General features: G+C 65.0%; 10 protein-coding genes. 1 reads left to right on the plus strand and 9 read right to left on the minus strand.

Annotated elements, in window-relative coordinates; translation table 11 throughout:
- Positions 1 to 43: 43 nt before the first annotated feature.
- The 4 genes from mdoH to pip form a co-directional block, all read right to left on the minus strand.
- Entirely contained in the window at positions 44 to 2617 is a 2574-nt protein-coding gene (mdoH, locus tag FPB55_RS23880) for a glucans biosynthesis glucosyltransferase MdoH (RefSeq protein WP_054905299.1), read from the minus strand.
- Positions 2610 to 4340 (minus strand): glucan biosynthesis protein G, encoded by a 1731-nt coding sequence (locus FPB55_RS23885; RefSeq protein WP_202981962.1) that lies wholly within the window; start codon positions 4338 to 4340, stop codon positions 2610 to 2612. Before FPB55_RS23885 ends, mdoH begins: the two co-directional genes overlap by 8 nt.
- A gap of 263 nt (positions 4341 to 4603) precedes the next feature.
- Positions 4604 to 5041: a D-aminoacyl-tRNA deacylase gene (gene dtd, locus FPB55_RS23890; protein WP_009684267.1), complete on the minus strand. Its 438-nt coding sequence runs from the start codon at positions 5039 to 5041 to the stop codon at positions 4604 to 4606.
- Positions 5038 to 6009 (minus strand): prolyl aminopeptidase, encoded by a 972-nt coding sequence (gene pip, locus FPB55_RS23895; RefSeq protein ID WP_009684268.1) that lies wholly within the window; start codon positions 6007 to 6009, stop codon positions 5038 to 5040. Before pip ends, dtd begins: the two co-directional genes overlap by 4 nt.
- Positions 6010 to 6157: 148 nt before the next feature.
- Between pip and FPB55_RS23900 the strand changes: the two genes are divergently transcribed.
- Positions 6158 to 11611: a DUF6543 domain-containing protein gene (locus tag FPB55_RS23900; protein ID WP_144189457.1), complete on the plus strand. Its 5454-nt coding sequence runs from the start codon at positions 6158 to 6160 to the stop codon at positions 11609 to 11611.
- A 28-nt stretch (positions 11612 to 11639) separates the two neighbouring features.
- Here the strand turns inward: FPB55_RS23900 and hutG are convergent, their stop codons facing one another.
- The 5 genes from hutG to hutU all read right to left on the minus strand — a co-directional run bounded on the left by hutG (position 11640) and on the right by hutU (position 18525).
- Positions 11640 to 12443, minus strand: a complete 804-nt coding sequence (hutG, locus tag FPB55_RS23905) for an N-formylglutamate deformylase (RefSeq protein ID WP_009684271.1) — start codon at positions 12441 to 12443, stop codon at positions 11640 to 11642.
- 10 nt (positions 12444 to 12453) lie between these two features.
- Positions 12454 to 13659 (minus strand): imidazolonepropionase, encoded by a 1206-nt coding sequence (gene hutI / locus FPB55_RS23910; RefSeq protein WP_144189458.1) that lies wholly within the window; start codon positions 13657 to 13659, stop codon positions 12454 to 12456.
- A gap of 15 nt (positions 13660 to 13674) precedes the next feature.
- Positions 13675 to 15078 (minus strand): amino acid permease, encoded by a 1404-nt coding sequence (locus FPB55_RS23915; protein WP_125855078.1) that lies wholly within the window; start codon positions 15076 to 15078, stop codon positions 13675 to 13677.
- 135 nt (positions 15079 to 15213) lie between these two features.
- Positions 15214 to 16746 carry a histidine ammonia-lyase gene (gene hutH / locus FPB55_RS23920; protein WP_125855079.1) on the minus strand — a complete coding sequence of 511 codons (1533 nt, stop codon included), beginning with the start codon at positions 16744 to 16746 and terminating at the stop codon, positions 15214 to 15216.
- Positions 16747 to 16851: 105 nt separating this feature from the next.
- Positions 16852 to 18525, minus strand: coding sequence for a urocanate hydratase (gene hutU / locus FPB55_RS23925; RefSeq protein WP_144189459.1), 1674 nt, complete (start codon positions 18523 to 18525; stop codon positions 16852 to 16854).
- Positions 18526 to 19109: the final 584 nt, after the last annotated feature.

Genomic DNA, 19109 nt, shown 5'->3' on the forward strand with positions numbered 1-19109 from the left:
ATGCGGAACCCTGTGGGAGCGGGCGTGCCCGCGAAAGGGCCGGTCAGGCGCCGGCGAGTGCCGGCTGGCCTTCATTCTCCGGATGCAACGGCAGCAGCGGCGAATGCGGGTCGTTCTTGATCGAGGCACGCCACACATCGATCCACGCCGCATTGTGCCCGGCCCATACCTGCTCGTGCAGGCGGCTCAAGGCGACCGGGTCGCTGAGCAACGCCAGGCGGGTATTGAGGTCCAGCCCTTTCGGCCCGACCTCGATGGCCTTGGCCACGCGCTCGGCACGCAGCGCCTCGATCGGCGCCGCCTGCCCGTGGCGGGCCGTGGCCATGGCGCAGGCCAGGGCGTTCTGCCGCGGGTCGACCACAGCACGCACGAAACCGTCATGCAGGGCATGCCAGCGGTTTTCGTGGGTGTACTGGTCGGTTGCCAGCAGCTCCTGCGGCGTCGCGTATTCCTCGGGGATCAGGAACAGCTTCTCGTCCTTGGCCGCCAGCCCCAGGCGGGTGCGGCTGGAAATGACCGATACCGGAATCGACAGCATCAGCGAACCGACGATCGGCGCCAGCCACCACAGGAAGCTTGGGTTCAGCCATGCCACCAGCCCGGCCCAGGCAATGCCCAGCAGCGTCTGCGGGCCATGCCGGCGTAGCGCTTCGCTCCACGGTGTGGAGTCGTCGTCGCGCTGCGGCGAGTTCCAGGTCGCCGCCCAACCGAGGAACGCCGCGAGGACGAAGCGGGTATGGAAGATCATGCGCACAGGCGCCAGCAGCATGGAGAACAGCATCTCCATCAGCATCGACAAGGTGACCTTGATTCGCCCGCCGAACTCGACGGCGCCCTTGGCCCAGATCAGGATGACGCTGAGCAGCTTGGGCAGGAACAGCAGCACGATGGTGGTGGAGAACAGCGCCACGGCCTTTTCCGGGTGCCACTGTGGCCACAGCGGGTACAGCTGGTACGGCTCGATGAAGTACTGCGGCTCCATCAGCGTGTTGGTCGCCAGCAGCGCGGTCGACAGCACCAGGAACAGGAACCACAACGGTGCCGACAGGTACGACATGACCCCTGTAAGGAACACCGCACGGTGCACCGGGTGCATGCCCTTGACCAGGAACAGGCGGAAGTTCATCAGGTTGCCGTGGCACCAGCGACGGTCACGCTTGAGCTCGTCAAGCAGGTTCGGCGGTAGCTCTTCGTAACTGCCCGGCAAGTCGTAGGCGATCCACACGCCCCAGCCGGCACGGCGCATCAACGCCGCTTCGACGAAGTCGTGGGACAGGATGGCGCCGGCGAAGGCGCCCTTGCCCGGCAACGGCGCCAAGGCGCAGTGCTCGATGAACGGCTTCATGCGGATGATCGCGTTGTGGCCCCAGTAGTGCGACTCGCCCAGTTGCCAGAAATGTAGCCCGGCAGTGAACAGCGGGCCGTACACGCGGGTGGCGAACTGCTGCATGCGCGCATACAGGGTGTCCATGCCCGAGGCTTTCGGCCCGGTCTGGATGATACCGGCGTCCGGGTTGGCCTCCATCAGGCGCACCAGGCTGCTCAGGCATTCGCCACTCATGACACTGTCGGCGTCGAGCACGACCATGTACTTGTACTCGCCACCCCAGCGACGGCAGAAGTCGTCGAGGTTGCCGCTCTTGCGCTTCACGCGCCGCCGGCGGCGGCGGTAGAAGATCCGGCCAAAGCCTTTGGTTTCACGGCACACGTCCAGCCAGGCCTGCTGTTCGGCCACGGCGATGTCGGTGTCGTTGGTGTCGCTGAGCACGAAGAAGTCGAAACGGTCGAGGTTGCCACTGGCGGCCACCGATTCGAACGTCGCCCGCAGGCCGGCGAATACCCGCGGCACGTCCTCGTTGCAGATCGGCATCACCAGCGCGGTACGCGCCTCGGGCGCAATCGGCTCGTTGCCGGCGCTGCTGCCGGAGATCTTGTACTTGTCGCGCCCGGTGAGCAGCTCCAGGAAGCCCATCAGCGCGGTCCAGAAGCCCGCCGACACCCAGCAGAACAGGATGCCGAAGAGGATCAGGATGGAAGTCTGCAAGGCATAGGGCCATACCTGCACCACCGTATCCCACAACGGCTGGTTGAGCACTTCGTCGAGGTCGACGAACGACCAGCCCTGGTACGGCAGGATGCTCTTCATGTACCAGCCGGCAACGATGGTCTGACCGATCATCAGGGCCAGCAGGATATAACGGCGGATCGACCCGACGGTGCGCCAGCGCGCTGCCGGCAGCTCGCGCTTGGGCGGCTGCGGCGCATTGGGGCGGCCGGTCATGCGGCGCCACATGCGGACCAACAGGTTGGTGCGCCACGGCTCCGGTACGACCTTGGTACGCTTGATAGGCGGGGCAATCTTCAGGCACAGGCGGCCGCTGCCGTCGACGCCGAGCATTTCGGCCTCTTCCAGCTCCGCGGCGCTGCCTACGGTAAGGCGCGGGCCCACCGAGGCCTGCACGGCCTCGGCAGGGCTGGCGGCCGGGTTGGCCGCCAGGCGTTGGTGCAGCTCACTGAACGAGGTGCAGCTGGCCAGTTCTGCCCGCTGCTCGTCGCCAAGTGGTAGGTGGGCCAGGTACTCGCCAAGCGATTCCGGCCTTGCGCTTGAGTTACTCATCGGCAGGCAACTGATAGCTCCAGGTCTCGGTCAGCACCTTCTCGGTGGTGGCCGGGGCCCCGTTGGTGGGCGCCGCGTCGGCGGCAGGTTGTTCGGCCTTGGCGGCCTTGTCCGCTTTGTCGGCCTTGGCAGGCTTGGCGGCGGCCTTGTCTTGCTTGGCGTCCTGGGCAGGCTTGGCCGGTTCGGCTGGCACATCACGCACCAGCGCGGCACGCATTTCGGTCGACTTGTTGGCCTCTTTGACCTTCAGCCGCAGGGTCAGGCGCCAGCCCTTGGTCTCTGGGTTATAGCGCAGGTTGTTCTCGACCACATCGGCGTTGTCGCCCACGCTGACCTGGCTGCGCAGCGGAGTGTCCTCAGGCAGGGCAGCCAGCGCCGGGCCGGCGAAGTCGACCACGAAGGCCACGCTGCCGTCTGGCTGGCGGATCAGGTTGGACTGCTTGACGTCACCCGTGGAGCGCAGGGTCTGCTTGACCCAGCCCAGGTCAGGGGCCTGGAACTTGGGTTCGTCGATGGTGAAGTGCAGACGGTAGTCGTACTCGAACGGCTTGCCGGGTTCAGGCAGCTTTTCCGGGCTCCAGAACGCCACGATATTGTCGTTGGTCTCGTCGGCAGTCGGGATTTCGACCAGGTCGACGGTGCCCTTGCCCCAGTCACCCTTCGGCTCGATCCAGGCGCTTGGGCGCTTCTGGTAGTTGTCGTCGAGGTCTTCGTAGTCGCTGAAGGCACGCTGACGCTGCATCAGGCCGAAACCGCGTGGGCTTTCCACGCTGAAGTTGCTGACCGACAGGTGTTTCGGGTTGTTCAGCGGGCGCCAGATCCACTCGCCGTTGCCAGCGTGGATGGACAGGCCTTCGGAGTCATGCAGGGCCGGCCGGTAGTTGAGCACTTTGGACGGCTGGTTAGGGCCGAACAGGTACATGCTGGTCAGCGGGGCAATGCCCAGGCGGCTGACCTGATCACGCAGGAACACGCGGGACTGCACGTCGACCACGGTGTCGGTGCCTGGGCGCAGGATCAGTTTGTAGGCGCCGGTGGAACGCGGCGAGTCCAGCAGGGCGTAGATCACCAAATGCTTGTCAGCCGGCTTGGGCTTCTCGACCCAGAATTCGGTAAAGCGCGGGAACTCCTCGCCCGACGGCAGCGCGGTGTCGATGGCCAGGCCACGGGCCGACAGGCCGTATACATGGCCCTTGCCGACTACGCGGAAGTAGCTGGCACCCAGCAGGGTCATGATTTCGTCCTGCTTGTCTGCCTTGTTGATCGGGTACAGCACACGGAAACCGGCGTACCCCAGGTTCTTGGTGGTATCCGGGTCGTGTGGCACGTCACCGAACTCGAAACGGCTCGGGTCGTACTTGATTTCCTCGACCTTGGTCGCGGTGACTTCGTTGATTTTCACCGGTGTGTCGAAGTGCATGCCCTGGTGGTAGAAGGACAGCTTGAACGGAGTCTTGTCCTTGGCCCACTCGGCCTTTTCCTGCAGGAAGTGGATCTTCTGGTAGTCCGCGAACTTCATGTCGCGGAACACTGCCGGCAGGTTGCTTTTCGGTGCCTCGTACTTCTGGCCGGCCAGATCCTTTGCCTTGGCTGCAACATCGTCAAGATTGAATGCCCACAGCTGGCCCGCGCTCATCAGGCCAACCAGGGCCATGCTGGCCATCAGGGCCTTGCGCAACCGGATGCCGGGGATTCTTGATGCTTTTTGGGGACTAACAATCACGAGCAACCCTCGCCGAAAACAGATCATGAAACCAACGGCCAGCGACAAATGCCGGGTTGGCGAGCACTGTTCGGACCCCGAGAGGGCGTAATGATTCCCCAAACGGTTCCAGACAATGCTCGAGTCAGAGTGAAACGAACCTGCGAACGCAGGTCCATGCAGCGCGCGATTATCCAGCAGGTCGCGTGACAACGCATCAGGCTGGAACAACTATTTATCGTACAAAACCCCTTGTTTTCCTGTGAACAAGGGGTTTATTGACCTCAAATTTGTAACATAAATGTCACGGGGCCATCATTTACCAAGTGCACCTGCATATCTGCGCCAAATCGGCCGCTGGCCACAGGGGCGTATTGGCTGTTGGCCTGCTGCAAAAGATAGTCGAACAATTCGGCCCCGAGCGCCGGCGGCGCAGCCGTCGAGAAGCTCGGGCGCAGGCCGTTGCGGGTGTCTGCCGCCAAGGTGAACTGCGACACCAGCAGCAAGCCGCCGCCCACATCCTTGAGCGACTTGTTCATCTTGCCCTGCTCGTCGCTGAACACCCGGTAGTTCAACAGCTTGTGCAAAAGCTTATCGGCGTGCTCGCGGGAATCTTCAGGCTCTACGGCAACCAGCACCAGCAACCCCTGGTCGATGGCACCCACCACCTCGCCCGCGACTTCTACCCGCGCCCCACGCACCCGTTGCAGCAGGCCCCTCATGCTTCTTCCAGCGGCAGGTCGAGCAAGCGGCGTGCCATTTGGTCGGCGGCACGGACCAGTGCATCGGTAATGCCAGGCTCGGAGGCCGCATGGCCAGCGTCACGGATCACCTTCAGCTCGCTGTTCGGCCAGGCCTGGTGCAGGGCCCAGGCGTTGTCCAGCGGGCAGATCACATCGTAGCGGCCGTGCACGATCACTGCCGGCAAATGGGCGATTTTCGGCAGGTCGCGGATCAGCTGGTCCGGCTCGAGGAACGCGTTGTTCATGAAGAAGTGACATTCGATACGGGCAATCGACAGGGCCCGCTGCGGCTCGGAGAAGCGGTCGACCACCAGCGGATTGGGGCGCAGGGTGGCGGTGCGACCTTCCCAGGTGGACCAGGCCTTGGCGGCGTGCATCTGGGCGATCTGGTCATTGCCGGTAAGGCGCTTGTGGAAGGCCGCCACCAGGTCTCCACGCTCCTGCGCGGGGATCGGCGCAATGTAGTCCTGCCAGTAGTCGGGGAACAGGCGACTGGCGCCCTCCTGGTAGAACCACTGGATTTCCTGGGGCCGGCACAGGAATATGCCGCGCAGGATCAGGCCATGCACCCGCTCGGGGTGGGTCTGGGCGTAAGCCAGGGCCAGGGTGGAGCCCCACGAGCCACCGAACAGCACCCATTTATCGATACCCAGGTGCTCGCGGATACGCTCCATGTCTTTGACCAGGTGCCACGTGGTGTTGTTCTCCAGGCTGGCATGGGGCGTGGAGCGGCCACAGCCGCGCTGGTCGAAGGTGATGATGCGATACAGGTTGGGGTCAAAATAGCAGCGGCTCTGGGCGTCGCAACCAGCGCCAGGGCCACCGTGGATGAACACCACGGGCAAACCTTCCGGCGAGCCGCTTTCGTCGACATACAACACATGCGGCGCTTCCACGGCCAGATCGTGCCGGGCGTAGGGTTTGATCTGCGGGTAGAGGGTCTGCATCGCGCACTCCGTGTGAGGATATATTCGGCCGTTGGCCATCATAAACCTGAATTGCGCTTAGAGCATGTACCTAAGCGAGATCATCTTATGTGCAGGGCGCAGGCGAGCCTCCCTAGCATCGGGGAACACCCTCGAAGTGAGACTCCCCATGATCGACGCCACCAAACCTGCAGCCTGCGAGCCCGACTTCTACCACCAGTTGGTCAGCAGCAAGCTACCCGCCTGGGTGGTCGACGCCCGGCCAGAGCAGCGCCGCCAGCTGCGTCAGGCGGCCAGCCAGCGCGACCCCAGGCTGGAACGCGCATGCCTGGCACACCCAACGGTGGCCAAGGCCCTGGTGCAAACCTATGGCCAACACGTGCAAGCCGAAGCGAACCTGAGTGCCCTCCTGGCAACCCTGCCTGACCTGCAGCGCTATGCCACCGAGCTGCTGTCCACCGCGGTCAGCCAGCGCTTGGGCACCACACTCGATGTCGAGCGTACCTACCTGATGAACCTGAACAGGGCGGCCGCCCTTACCGAGGCGCTCTCCAGCCCTGGCGGCGATCCTTTCGTCACTTCGTCCCGCGCGCTGAAGCTGGCAACCCAACCCCTGCTGCATTGTGCCTTGCAGAACTTCGAGGCCTTCGAGGCCCAGCCGGACGGCTTGCGCGCCGGCGGCCACGCCTCGGCCATTCTCGATAGCAACGACGTTGGCCTGGCCTCCCAGGCGGTGCCACTGCCCATCGTCGCGGAAGCGTTCGCGGCCCTGGCACGCGAGCTGGATATCGGCGGCAAGTATCAACGGCTGCTCGACGCGCTCGACCCACCGGGCGAGCAGCCCAACGCGCCGGCCATTGCCGGCGTGTTCAAGGCTGCCGAGCGCTCCACATTCGAGTTGCAGGTTCACTACGCCTGCCTGCTGGGCCGGATCGACACGGCCCTCCATGCAACCTTGCTCAAGCTCGCCACTGAGCCAAAGGTTGAGCACGATGGCCGCCCGGTCCTGTGTGCGGGCATCGAGTTGCTGCATGTTCCGCTGACCGGGGCCATGGCGATTGGCCTCGACGCACGCCGGCCGGTGGGCGCCGGCCGATTCCCACCAGGGCCAGTGTACCCGTATGCGGGCTGGGTGGTGCTTTACCTGCCCGGCATGCCCGAGCCGTTGACCCAGCACGCCAGCAGGGCCGATGCCGAAGCGTTCCTGCGTGAACAGCTGCCTGCCTTCCGCCGCCCGGAATGCCAGCGCCTGCTACCCGATCGGCACAAGCGCCACTTCCTGGAGCGCATCGCCAACGCGCAGGTGCGTCTGCACGTGCAGCCCTTCACCCGCCCGTACCTGGACGAGCTGGCCTGCCAGCGGCAGAAGCGGCTGAGGGATGACGGGCTGTTCCATGCGGTGCCGACAGCCATGCAAAACGGCAAGACCGCGCAACGCCACCTTGACTACTTCAAGGCCCTGGCCTTCGTCAGCCTGAACGTTGCCGCCCTGTTCATCCCCCCGCTTGGCGCCGCGATGCTTGGGGTAACGGCCCTGCAGCTGGCCAATGAAACGTTCGAGGGCATCGACAGCTGGCTTGACGGTGATCGCCAGCAGGCATTCGACTACTTGATGGACGTGATCGACAACGTCGCCATCATGGCCGCGCTCGCGGCAGCCGGCGGGGGGCAGGCTACGCCGGTGGTCGAGCGGATCCCCGTGGAGACGCCATCATTCATCGAAGAACTGCAGCCAATCGACCTGGCCGACGGCGAGCGCCGCCTGTGGCATGCGGACCTGGCGCCCTTTGCCCACGACCGGGTATTGCCGGGTGGGCTGGAGCCAGACGAATCCGGCCTGCTTCACTACGGCGGCAAAACCTGGCTGCCCGTGGAAAACCGGGTCTACTCGGTGACCCCCGCTGCCACGGGTTACCGCCTTGAACACCCGACCCGCCCGGCAGGCTACCAGCCCAAAGCGCTGCACAATGGTGCAGGGGCATGGTTGCTGGAGTCCGAGCAGCCGCAAAGCTGGGACGGCGCACGCCTGCTGCGCCGCCTGGGGCACCTGAGCGGGTCTTTCGATGAAGCGACGTTGCAGCGAATCCTGCACGTCTGCGATATCCACGAAGACACGCTGCGCCACTGCCTGGCCCACAACCGGCGGCTGCCCGCACTGCTGGAAGACACCCTGCAGCGGTTCAAGCTGGATGCCCACATCCGCCAGCTGCCAGACCAAAGCGCCTGGCCTGCAGCGTTCACCACGGCGTACGCGCGCATCGCTAGCCCCCTGCCGGCCAACGGCGAGGTGATCCGCCGGGTCTACCCCAGCCTGCCAGCGCCGATCATCGATGAGCTGGTGCGCAACGCAAGTGCCATTGACCTGCAAGCCCTTGGTGCCGGCAAGGTGCCCCTGCACCTGGCCGAGGAAATACGCGCCTACCAACAACACGTGCGCCTTGCCCGAGCTTATGAGGGCCTGTACCTGGCCGGCGCGCAAAGCTGGGACAGCGACCGGCTGATCATGCAAACCCTGCCCCACCTGCCGGGCTGGCCAGCAGACACGCGGCTGCGCCTGTTGCAGCGCAGTCACTGGCCCGACCAGGACCATGCCATCGGCGCGCAGGGCAGCAGCCCCTGGGCGACCATCACCCACTCGCCAGCCGGCTACATCGTTCACGCGCAGGGCGAGCCCGGGGCGGTGGTGCGTCGCTACCCGCAGCTCTTCAGCGCGCTGCATGCAGCCTTGCCCGACGCCATGCAAGGCCTGGGCGTCACCAGCGGCGAGGCCCTTCAGCACCTGCTGCAACAGAGCCCGTTGTTACCCCGCCCGGCCTTACGCGATGCGTTGGGCATGCAACCGCCCCGGCCCGGCTATCGCTCGCCGATGCGCCTTGCCGATGGCCGCGTTGGCTACCGTTTGAGCAGCGGTGATGACCAAAGCCAGGGCAGCATGCGCCAGCACCTGCTGAGCACGCTGAGGGCCACCGGCATTCCGGAACGCACCGGCAGGCCGGCCGAGCAGGTGCTGATGTCGCTTGCCGCCAACGGCCGCAGCCGGCTGCAGATCCTCGAATACCTGACCACGCTGATGGAGCAACGCAACGCCTTGCAACGCAGCCTGGACGACTGGAGCGAAGCCATTTCACCGGCCTCCGACCAGGCGGCCCGCACCTATGACACCCTGCGTGAAGCGATCATGCAGCACTGGTACGACACCGCCCTGGAGGATGATGCCGCGCTCGGTGCCGAGCTGCGCGTGCAAGGCGTACCGCTGACCGACATCCCGCTGACCCTGCCCGATTTCTTCTACCGCCGCGTGCGCAGCCTGCACCTGCTCGACCTGCCAAGCGGCACCCTGGCAGGTTGGGGCCAGAGCGAGCGGCTGATGCAACGCTTGCTGCGGCTGATGCCCGGGCTGGAAGCACTGGAAATCAGCAGGCCGTACAACCCCAGGGCAACCCCCTCGCTACTGCTGCCCAGCGTGCCGACCATTGCCTCGACCCTGCCGAACCTGCGCAGGCTGGCCATGACCAACCAGAACCTGGCGTTCAGCAACAGCCACCTTGGCGAGCTGGCAGGCCATGCACGGCTTGCCCATCTGGACCTCAGTGGCAACCGGCTGCAGCAAGGCATCGACAGGGCCAGCTTCCACTGGTTTACCCTGGATTACCTGGGCTTGAACCGGATGCAACTGAGCCAATGGCCCACCGGTATCGACAGCGAAACCCTGAGCCGTATCGGGCACCTGTCGTTACAGGACAACAACCTGACGTCACTGCCCGCGTTCCTGCTGGGGGAAACGCCGCTGCAACGCGCGCCGGTGATTTCGCTGCAAGGCAACCCCATCAATGAAACGCACCTGCAACGCCTGCTGCTGAACGAACGCCCGGAAACCGCCCAGGTCACCGTGGATCAGCCCCCGGCGCTGAACCAACGGCTGGAACGCCTCCGCAGCGAGCGGCAACTCATGCGCGATGCGATCGATGGCTGGGTCCATGCCTCGAGTTCGAGCAACCCGTTGACCCAGGCGGCCCTGACCGACCGGCAGCGTATGGCAGCAGCGATAAACGCATTCTGGGAGCGCCAGGAGCAGGGCCAGCAATACCTTCGCCTGCAACTGGAGGACGTTGCCATCGAACACTTCCCGCGTCGCCTCCCGGCGTTCTTCGGCGAGCGTGTGCATGCCATGACCCTGACCCGCCTCAGTGGCACCTCAGCACAACTCAGCGAACTGCTTGCCCGCTTTCCGAACATCACCCGCCTGACCATCGATGCTCACCAAGGTGCTACGCCTGCACTGGCATCGGCCTTGCCGCGCCTGCCGCGCCTGACCTACCTGGAGTTTCGCAACATGGGCCTGGAGGTCGACCAGGCCATGCTGGAAACCTTTGCCGAGCTTGAGCACCTGACCTCGCTCGACCTGTCTGGCAACCGGGTCGGCAACATCACCCAGGTGCCTGCGCGGTTGTCCGCCAACCTGACGTCCCTCGAACTGACCAACATGAACCTGCACGCGTGGCCAGACTGGTGCGACGCGCTGCTACCCCTGGAGTTGCTGGACCTCAGCTCGAACAACATCACCCAACTGCCCGAGCACATCCTCTCCAACCTGAACAACGCCATGCCGATTTCGTCGATTTCGTTGTTCGACAACCCCTTGCCCGACGCCACCATCCTGCGCGTGCGGGCCTACTCGGATAGCCAGCGCAGTTACTCGTTCGCCCTGGACATTCCAGACAACCTGATGCTGGTCAACTCGTCCAGTGAAGGCTCGCTCGACCATCCGCACTTCCCGTTGCAGGGCGACGACACCCCCAGGCTCGAAGACTGGCTGCTGGGTGACGAGGCTCAGAACGAAGCCTTGCGCAGCTGCTGGCAACAGCTGGAGGGCAGCGACCTGTTGCGGCTAGCAGGCCGTTTGCACAATGCCGCGCCGTTCGTCGACCCTACCACCCGGGGCGACTTCTGTGCGCGGGTGCGCCTGATGCTGGTGGCAGCCGCAGCCAACCAGGATGAACGGCCGATCATGGAAAGCATTGCCGCAGCGGCGCTGCCCGACCCAGAGACGGGCTCGCAGACGTGCCACGACGGCGCACTTCAGGAGTTCAACAACATCGAACTGTACCTCATGGCCAACCGCCTGCTGATCGACGCTGGCGATACCCTGCACAGCCTGCACCAGCGCCTGTTACGGCTGTTCCGCGTGGACCAGCTGGAAAAGCTTGCCGCCACGCGCACCGGTTCGGGCGACCTGGTCTCGGTGCGCCTGGCCTACCGTCGCGAGCTGGCCAGGGAGCTGGACCTGCCGATCGCCGACAGCATGCGTTTTCGCGGGGCCGCAAACCTGGCCCGTGGCGAGCTGTCGCGGGTACTGGAAAGCGTGCGCCAGAGCGAACACAGTGAAATGTTCATCGATTACCTGCTGGCCAATAGCAGCTGGGCCCAGCGCCTGCGCGGCGAACATGCGCCGCGCTTCGCGCAGATAGAGGCCCGTTACCGCCAGCGGGTACTGGAGCTGTCCGGCAGCGAGCACCCGCTGCACGAGGAAGTCGCTCTGCAGCAGGGCCTTTGGGAGGACAAGCAGCAGGAAGAGCTGGCGCTGCTGCGCGAACTCACCCTCACCTTCGTGGGTAATAGCTGAGCCAACCCACGCGACGGCGCGCCGCTCATTACTTGCCGTAATGCTCCCGGCCCCACGCCAATGCGGCCTGGAGCAACGCCTTCAACACCTCGCGCGTCGGCTGGGCGCGGTCTTCGCGGTAGGTAAACGGCTCCTGCTCTTCCATGTAGGTGCTTTGCGCCAGCTCCAGCTGTACGGCATGGATGTCATGCGCCGGGTCGCCGTAATGCCGGGTGATGTGGCCGCCTTTGAAACGCCCGTTAAGCACATGGCTGTAACCCTGGGCTTGGCTGCACACCTGCACCAGCCGCTCGGCCAGGTCCGGGTCGCAACTGGCGCCATTGAACGTGCCCAGGTTGAAGTCCGGCAGCCTGCCATCGAACAGGTGCGGGATCAGCGAACGAATCGAGTGGGCATCCCACAGCAGCGCGTAGCCGTGGATTTCCCGCAGGCGCGCCAGCTCGTTGCGGATCGTTTGGTGATAAGGCTGCCAGATCGTCGCCAGGCAGGCCTCGCGCGCTTCGGCAGTGGGCTCCAGCCCCTGCTTGAACAAAGGCACGCCATCGAACAGCGTGGCCGGATACAAGCCGGTTGTAGCACCGGCATATAACGGTTTGTCGTCAGCCGGGCGGTTCAAGTCGATGACGAACCGCGAATACTGCGCGGCGACCACGCTGGCCCCCAGTTCCCGGGCAAAGTCGTAGAGACGTGGTATGTGCCAATCCGTGTCGGGCAGGCTGCGCGCTTGGTCGACCAGGCCCTGGTCCACGGCCGGGGTGAGCTTGAGGCCGGCGTGGGGCATGCTGATCAGCAACGGCAAATGCCCCTGGTGGAAACTCAATACCTTGTCCATCTTGCCTCCCTCAATTGAAAATTTCATGGCCACTGCGCACCACGCGCTTGGGCAGGTCGCCGCCGAGCCAGTACGCCAGGTCGGCGGGGCGCTCGACCTGCCAGGCGACGAAGTCGGCCACCTTGCCAACTTCCAGCGAGCCGTGGCTGTCACCCAGGCCCAGCGCGGTGGCGGCATGCACCGTGACGCCGGCCAGGGCTTCTTCCGGCGTCATACGGAAGCACGTGCAGCCCATGTTCAGCATCAACCGCAGCGACAACCCGGGCGAGGTACCCGGGTTGAGGTCGCTGGCAAGGGCGATCTTCACCCCATGGCGGCGCAAGGCGTCCATCGGCGGCAGTTGGGTTTCGCGCAAAAAATAGAAAGCGCCCGGCAGCAGCACCGCGACCGTGCCCGCCTTGGCCATGGCGATGGCGTCTTCTTCAGTCATGAATTCCAGGTGGTCGGCCGACAGCGCCTGGTAACGCGCAGCCAGGCTGGAGCCGTGTAGCGAAGACAACTGTTCGGCGTGCAGCTTGACCGGCACCCCCAACGCCCGCGCCTTGATGAACACCCGCTCGACCTGGGCCGGGGTGAACGCCAGGTGCTCGCAGAAGGCGTCCACTGCGTCCACCAGGCCTTCGCCGACCAGGCTTGGCAGCAGTTCGTCGCAGATGTGCGTAATGTAGTCGTCCGCCCGGCCGGCGTATTCCGGTGGCAAGGCGTGGGCAGCCAGGCAGGTGGCCCGCACCGTCAGTGACAGGGCATCCGCCAGCCGCCTGGCCACGCGCAGCATCTTGCGTTCGTTGGCCAGGTCCAGGCCGTAGCCGGACTTGACCTCGAGGGTTGTCACGCCGTCGCGCATCAAGGCTTGAACCCGCTGGCGCGCACTGGCGAACAGCTCATCCTCGCTGGCCGCACGGGTGGCCCGCACGGTGCTGGCAATGCCCCCGCCCTGGGCGGCGATTTCGGCATAGCTGACGCCTTGCAGGCGCTGTTCGAACTCGCCACTGCGGTTGCCACCGAATACCGCGTGGGTATGGCAGTCGATCAGCCCGGGGGTGACCCAGGCGCCGCCCAGGTCCACCGTGCGCCCGGCCTCGACCGGGCCTAGCCCGGCCCGCGGGCCGATCCATTCGATCAGCCCGGCGTGGGTGACGATGGCCGCATCTTCGATAAGCGAATAACGACCTTCGGCCATGGTTGCCGCATGGCAGTGCTGCCAGAGGGTTCTCATGCACAATCTCCTGTACTAGCGGTGTAGCTCGGCCGGCTCTGCAACTGGCTGGCCCTGCCCTGCCCGCGGCTTGCACCACAGCAGGTAGGACGCCACCAGGAACACTACCCAGACCACCCCGACGACCAACGCCGCCTGGGTATCCGGGAAGTAACCGAGCACGCCAAAGATGAACACCATGAAGGCAATGGCCATGGCCGGGCCATAGGGCCAGAACGGTACCGGGAACTTCAGCTGGGCGACCTCTTCACGGCGCAGGCTGCGGCGCATGGCCACCTGGGTAACCAGGATCATCAGCCACACCCAGACGGTGGCGAAGGTGGCGATCGAGGCGATCAGCAGGAACACGTTCTCGGGGATAAGGTAGTTGAGCAGCACGCCGACCAGCAGTGCCGCCCCCATCACGACCACGGTCATCCACGGCACGCCGTGCCTGGACAACTTGCTGAAGCCGCGCGGCGCATGGCCTTGCTGGGCCAGGCCATACATCATGCGGCCGGCACCGAAGATGTCGCTGTTGATGGCCGAAATCGCCGCCGAGATCACCACCACGTTCAGCACCGCAGCCGCCGAACCGATACCCAGGTTGCTGAAGATCTGCACGAACGGGCTGCCCTGGCTACCGATCTGCGGCCATGGGTACAGGCACATCAGCACGAACAAGGTGAGCACATAGAACAGCAGGATGCGCAGCGGCACCGCGTTGATCGCCTTGGGGATCACGCGCTGTGGGTCTTTGGCCTCACCGGCCGTGACACCGATGATCTCGATGCCGCCAAAGGCGAACATCACCACGGCGAACGAGGCGATCAGGCCACCGACGCCATTGGGCATGAAGCCGCCATGGTCGAACAGGTTGCTCACGCCAATGGCATGCCCGCTGCCCACCTGGCTGAAGCCGAAGGCCATGATGCCCAGGCCGGCCAGGATCATCGCCACGATGGCGCCGACCTTGAGCAACGACAGCCAGAACTCCATTTCGCCAAAGACCTTGACGTTGCACAGGTTCAGGCCGCCAATCAGGAACACGATGCCCAGCACCCAGATCCAGCGGGCGACCTCGGGGAACCAGAACCCCATGTAGATGCCGAAGGCGGTCACGTCGGCAATGGCGACGATGACCATCTCGAAGGCGTAGGTCCAGCCGAGGATGAAGCCGGCCATGGGGCCGAGGTAGGTGGTGGCGTAGTGGCCGAACGAGCCGGCCACCGGGTTGTGCACGGCCATTTCGCCGAGGGCGCGCATGACCATGAACACGGCGGCGCCGCCGATCAGGTAGGCCAGCAACACGGCCGGGCCGGCCATCTGGATGGCCGAGGCAGAGCCGTAGAACAGCCCGGTGCCGATGGCCGAACCGAGGGCCATGAAACGGATGTGGCGGGCGCTTAGCCCACGCTTGAGACCTTGAGCTTGTTGCATGTCACGTCCTTGAATTGTTTTTGTGGTCGTGAGGTCGAGAGGGGGCTGCCTTGCAGCCAGATCGCCGGCAAGCCAGCCCCCTCACTGTGGGAGCCGGCTTGCCGGCGAGTGGGCCGCATGGCGGCCCCAGGGGCATTACAGGCTTGGCAGCACACCGGCCGGCAGCAAACCGGTCAGGCTCCCCTTGGCCAGCAGTTCCACGGCCTTCTCGATGTCTGGCGCAAAGAAACGGTCACGGTCATAGTGCGGCACTTCGCTGCGCAGCGCCTGGCGCGCCTGCTCCAGCTTGGTGGAGGTCTTCAGGCCTTTGCGCAGGTCGAGGCCCTGGCAGGCACCCAGCCATTCGATGGCCAGGACGCCTCGGGTATTCTCGGCCATTTCCCACAGGCGCTTGCCGGCAGCCGGGGCCATCGAAACGTGGTCTTCCTGGTTCGCCGAGGTGGGCAGGCTGTCGACGCTGTGCGGGTGGGACAGGGCCTTGTTCTCGCTGGCCAGCGCAGCAGCGGTCACCTGGGCAATCATGAAGCCGGAGTTGACCCCGCCGTTTTCCACCAGGAACGGCGGCAGCTGGGACATGTGCTTGTCCATCATCAGCGAGATGCGGCGCTCGCTGAGCGAGCCGATTTCGGCGATGGCCAAGGCAATGTTGTCGGCGGCCATGGCCACCGGCTCGGCGTGGAAGTTGCCGCCGGAAATCACGTCCCCTTCGGCAGCGAACACCAGCGGGTTGTCGGATACGGCGTTGGCTTCGACCGCCAGCACTTCGGCGGCCTGGCGCAACTGGGTCAGGCACGCACCCATGACCTGCGGCTGGCAGCGCAACGAATACGGGTCCTGCACCTTGTCGCAGTTCTTGTGCGACAGCGACACTTCGCTGGCGTCGCCCAACAGGTCGCGGAAGCACGCCGCGGTGTCGATCTGGCCACGCTGGCCCCGCACTTCGTGGATACGCGCATCGAATGGCGAACGCGAACCCAGCGCGGCTTCGACGCTCAGGCCACCGCAGGCAATGGCGGCGGCGTACAGGTCTTCACCCTGGAACAGGCCGCGCAGCGCATAGGCGGTGGAAGCCTGCGTGCCGTTGAGCAGGGCCAGGCCCTCCTTGGCGGCCAGGGTCAATGGCTCGAGGCCGGCCACCGCCAAGGCTTCGGTCGCTGACAGCCACTGGCCCTTGTAGCGTGCCTTGCCTTCGCCCAGCAGCACCAGCGACATATGCGCCAAGGGGGCGAGGTCACCGGAAGCCCCCACCGACCCTTTCAGCGGGATGTGCGGGTAGACTTCGGCATTGACCAGGGCGATCAGCGCGTCGATGACCTTGCGGCGAATGCCGGAGAACCCGCGGCTGAGGCTGTTGATCTTCAGCACCATGATCAGCCGCACCAGGTCGTCATCCAGCGGCGCACCGACACCGGCAGCGTGGGAAAGCACCAGCGAGCGTTGCAGGTTTTCCAGGTCGTGGCTGGCGATACGGGTCGACGCCAGCAGGCCAAAGCCGGTGTTGATACCGTAGGCGGTGCGGTCTTCGGCAATGATCTGCTCAACGCAGGCCACACTGGCGTCAATGGCGGGCGCGGCGCTGGCATCCAGCTGCAAGCGCACGGGCGCGGCGTGAATGGCGCGCAGCTGGGCCAGGGTCAGGGTGCCTGGCTTGAGGGTCAATTCGGTCACGTTGCTACTCCAGTCGCTTGGAGCCACAGGCCCGTCTGTGGTGCCTGTGCGCTCCTTCTTGTTGTTCAGTATCACCCCTGGCGGGGTGCGAGCCAAAGCCGGGGGTCAGCCCGTGATCATCGGCAGGTCCAGGCCCTGCTCCCTGGCGCAGTCGATGGCGATGTCGTAGCCGGCATCGGCGTGGCGCATGACACCGGTCCCCGGGTCGTTGGTCAGCACGCGGGCGATACGCTCGGCGGCTTCATCGGTACCGTCGCAGACGATGACCATGCCCGAGTGCTGCGAGAAGCCCATGCCCACGCCGCCACCGTGGTGCAGCGAGACCCAGGTGGCGCCGCCCGCGGTATTGAGCAAGGCGTTGAGCAGCGGCCAGTCGGAGACAGCGTCCGAGCCGTCGCGCATGGCTTCGGTTTCGCGGTTGGGGCTGGCCACCGACCCGGAGTCCAGGTGGTCGCGGCCAATCACTACCGGCGCCGACAGCTCGCCGCTGCGGACCATTTCGTTGAACGCCAGGCCCAGCTTGGCACGCAGGCCCAGACCAACCCAGCAGATACGCGCCGGCAAGCCCTGGAAGCTGATGCGCTCGCGGGCCATGTCCAGCCAGCGGTGCAGGTGGGCGTCGTCGGGGATCAGCTCCTTGACCTTGGCGTCGGTCTTGTAGATGTCGTCGGCCTCACCGGACAGCGCCGCCCAGCGGAACGGGCCAACGCCGCGGCAGAACAACGGGCGGATGTAAGCGGGTACGAAACCTGGGAAGTCGAAGGCGTTCGCTACGCCTTCTTCCTTGGCCATCTGGCGGATGTTGTTGCCGTAGTCGAACGTCGGGACGCCCTGCTTCTGGAAGTCGAGCATGGCCTGCACGTGCACGGCCATCGACTGCTTGGCGGCCTTGACCACTGCCGCAGGTTCGGTCTGCGCGCGGTCGCGGTACTGTTCCCAGGTCCAGCCGACGGGCAGGTAACCGTTGAGTGGGTCGTGGGCGCTGGTCTGGTCGGTGACCATGTCCGGGCGCACGCCGCGCTTGACCAGTTCGGGCAGGATTTCAGCGGCGTTGCCGTGCAGGGCGATGGAGATTGCCTGGCCTTCGGCGGTGTACCTGGCGATGCGTGCCAGGGCGTCTTCGAGGTCGGTGGCCTGCTCGTCGACGTAGCGGGTTTGCAGGCGGAAGTCGATGCGGCTCTGCTGGCATTCGATGTTCAGCGAGCAAGCCCCGGCCAGGGTCGCCGCCAGTGGCTGGGCACCGCCCATGCCGCCCAGGCCGGCGGTGAGTACCCACTTGCCCTTCAGGTTGCCGCCATAGTGCTGGCGACCGGCTTCGACGAAGGTTTCATAGGTGCCCTGGACGATGCCCTGGCTACCGATGTAGATCCAGCTGCCGGCGGTCATCTGGCCATACATGGCCAGGCCTTTGGCATCCAGCTCGTTGAAGTGCTCCCAGCTGGCCCAGTGCGGCACCAGGTTGGAGTTGGCGATCAATACACGTGGGGCGTTGCTGTGGGTCTTGAACACCCCGACCGGCTTGCCCGACTGCACCAGCAGGGTTTCGTCGTCTTCCAGGCGGGTCAGGGTTTCGACGATCTTGTCGTAGCATGCCCAGTTGCGCGCGGCGCGGCCGATGCCCCCATAAACCACCAGCTCCTTCGGGTTCTCCGCGACCTGCGGGTCGAGGTTGTTCATCAGCATGCGCAGTGGCGCTTCGGTCAGCCAGCTTTTGGCGGTGAGCTTGTTGCCACGTGGGGCACGGATTTCAACGTCACGGTATTTATTGTTGTCGGTCACGGGAAGGGTCCTCTGCGGTCGAGCGCGGGCGGGTATGTCGTGAACAATATACAAACACACCTTTACTTGTATGTACAAGCATGGACAACCAAAATAATCGGAACGGTCCGTTGAATGGATCGGGCAACAGAGGGGCCGCTGCGCGACCCAATCGCCGGCAAGCCAGCTCCCGCAGGTGAACCTAGCCTTCGAGACTTGTGGCATACCTGTGGGAGATTCTATGGTTTCTGGCAAGGGTAGCCGCTGCATCTTCAGTGCCTGTGGGATCGAGCGCCGCCCGCGCGGCGCATCGCGAGCTGCGCTCGCTCCTACGTTTGTTTCGGGCCAGTAACGCCTGTGACAGGCGCGCGCGGCCGCCTTGTTTGTACGGCGCGATATTGAGGCATGCGCCAAGGCGTTCGCGCGCAAATCCCACAGGAATAATTGGCCCGAAACAAACGTAGGAGCGAGCGCAGCTCGCGATGCGCCGCGCGGGCGGCGCTCGCTCTAACAGGCGCTGCATACCTTGTGGCAAACACCTGTCAGCCCTGATGCGATCCCCGTGGGAGCTGGCTTGCCGGCGATTGGGCTGCAACGCAGCCCCG

Source organism: Pseudomonas sp. BJP69 (genome assembly GCF_007633355.1).
Taxonomy (GTDB): domain Bacteria; phylum Pseudomonadota; class Gammaproteobacteria; order Pseudomonadales; family Pseudomonadaceae; genus Aquipseudomonas; species Aquipseudomonas juntendi.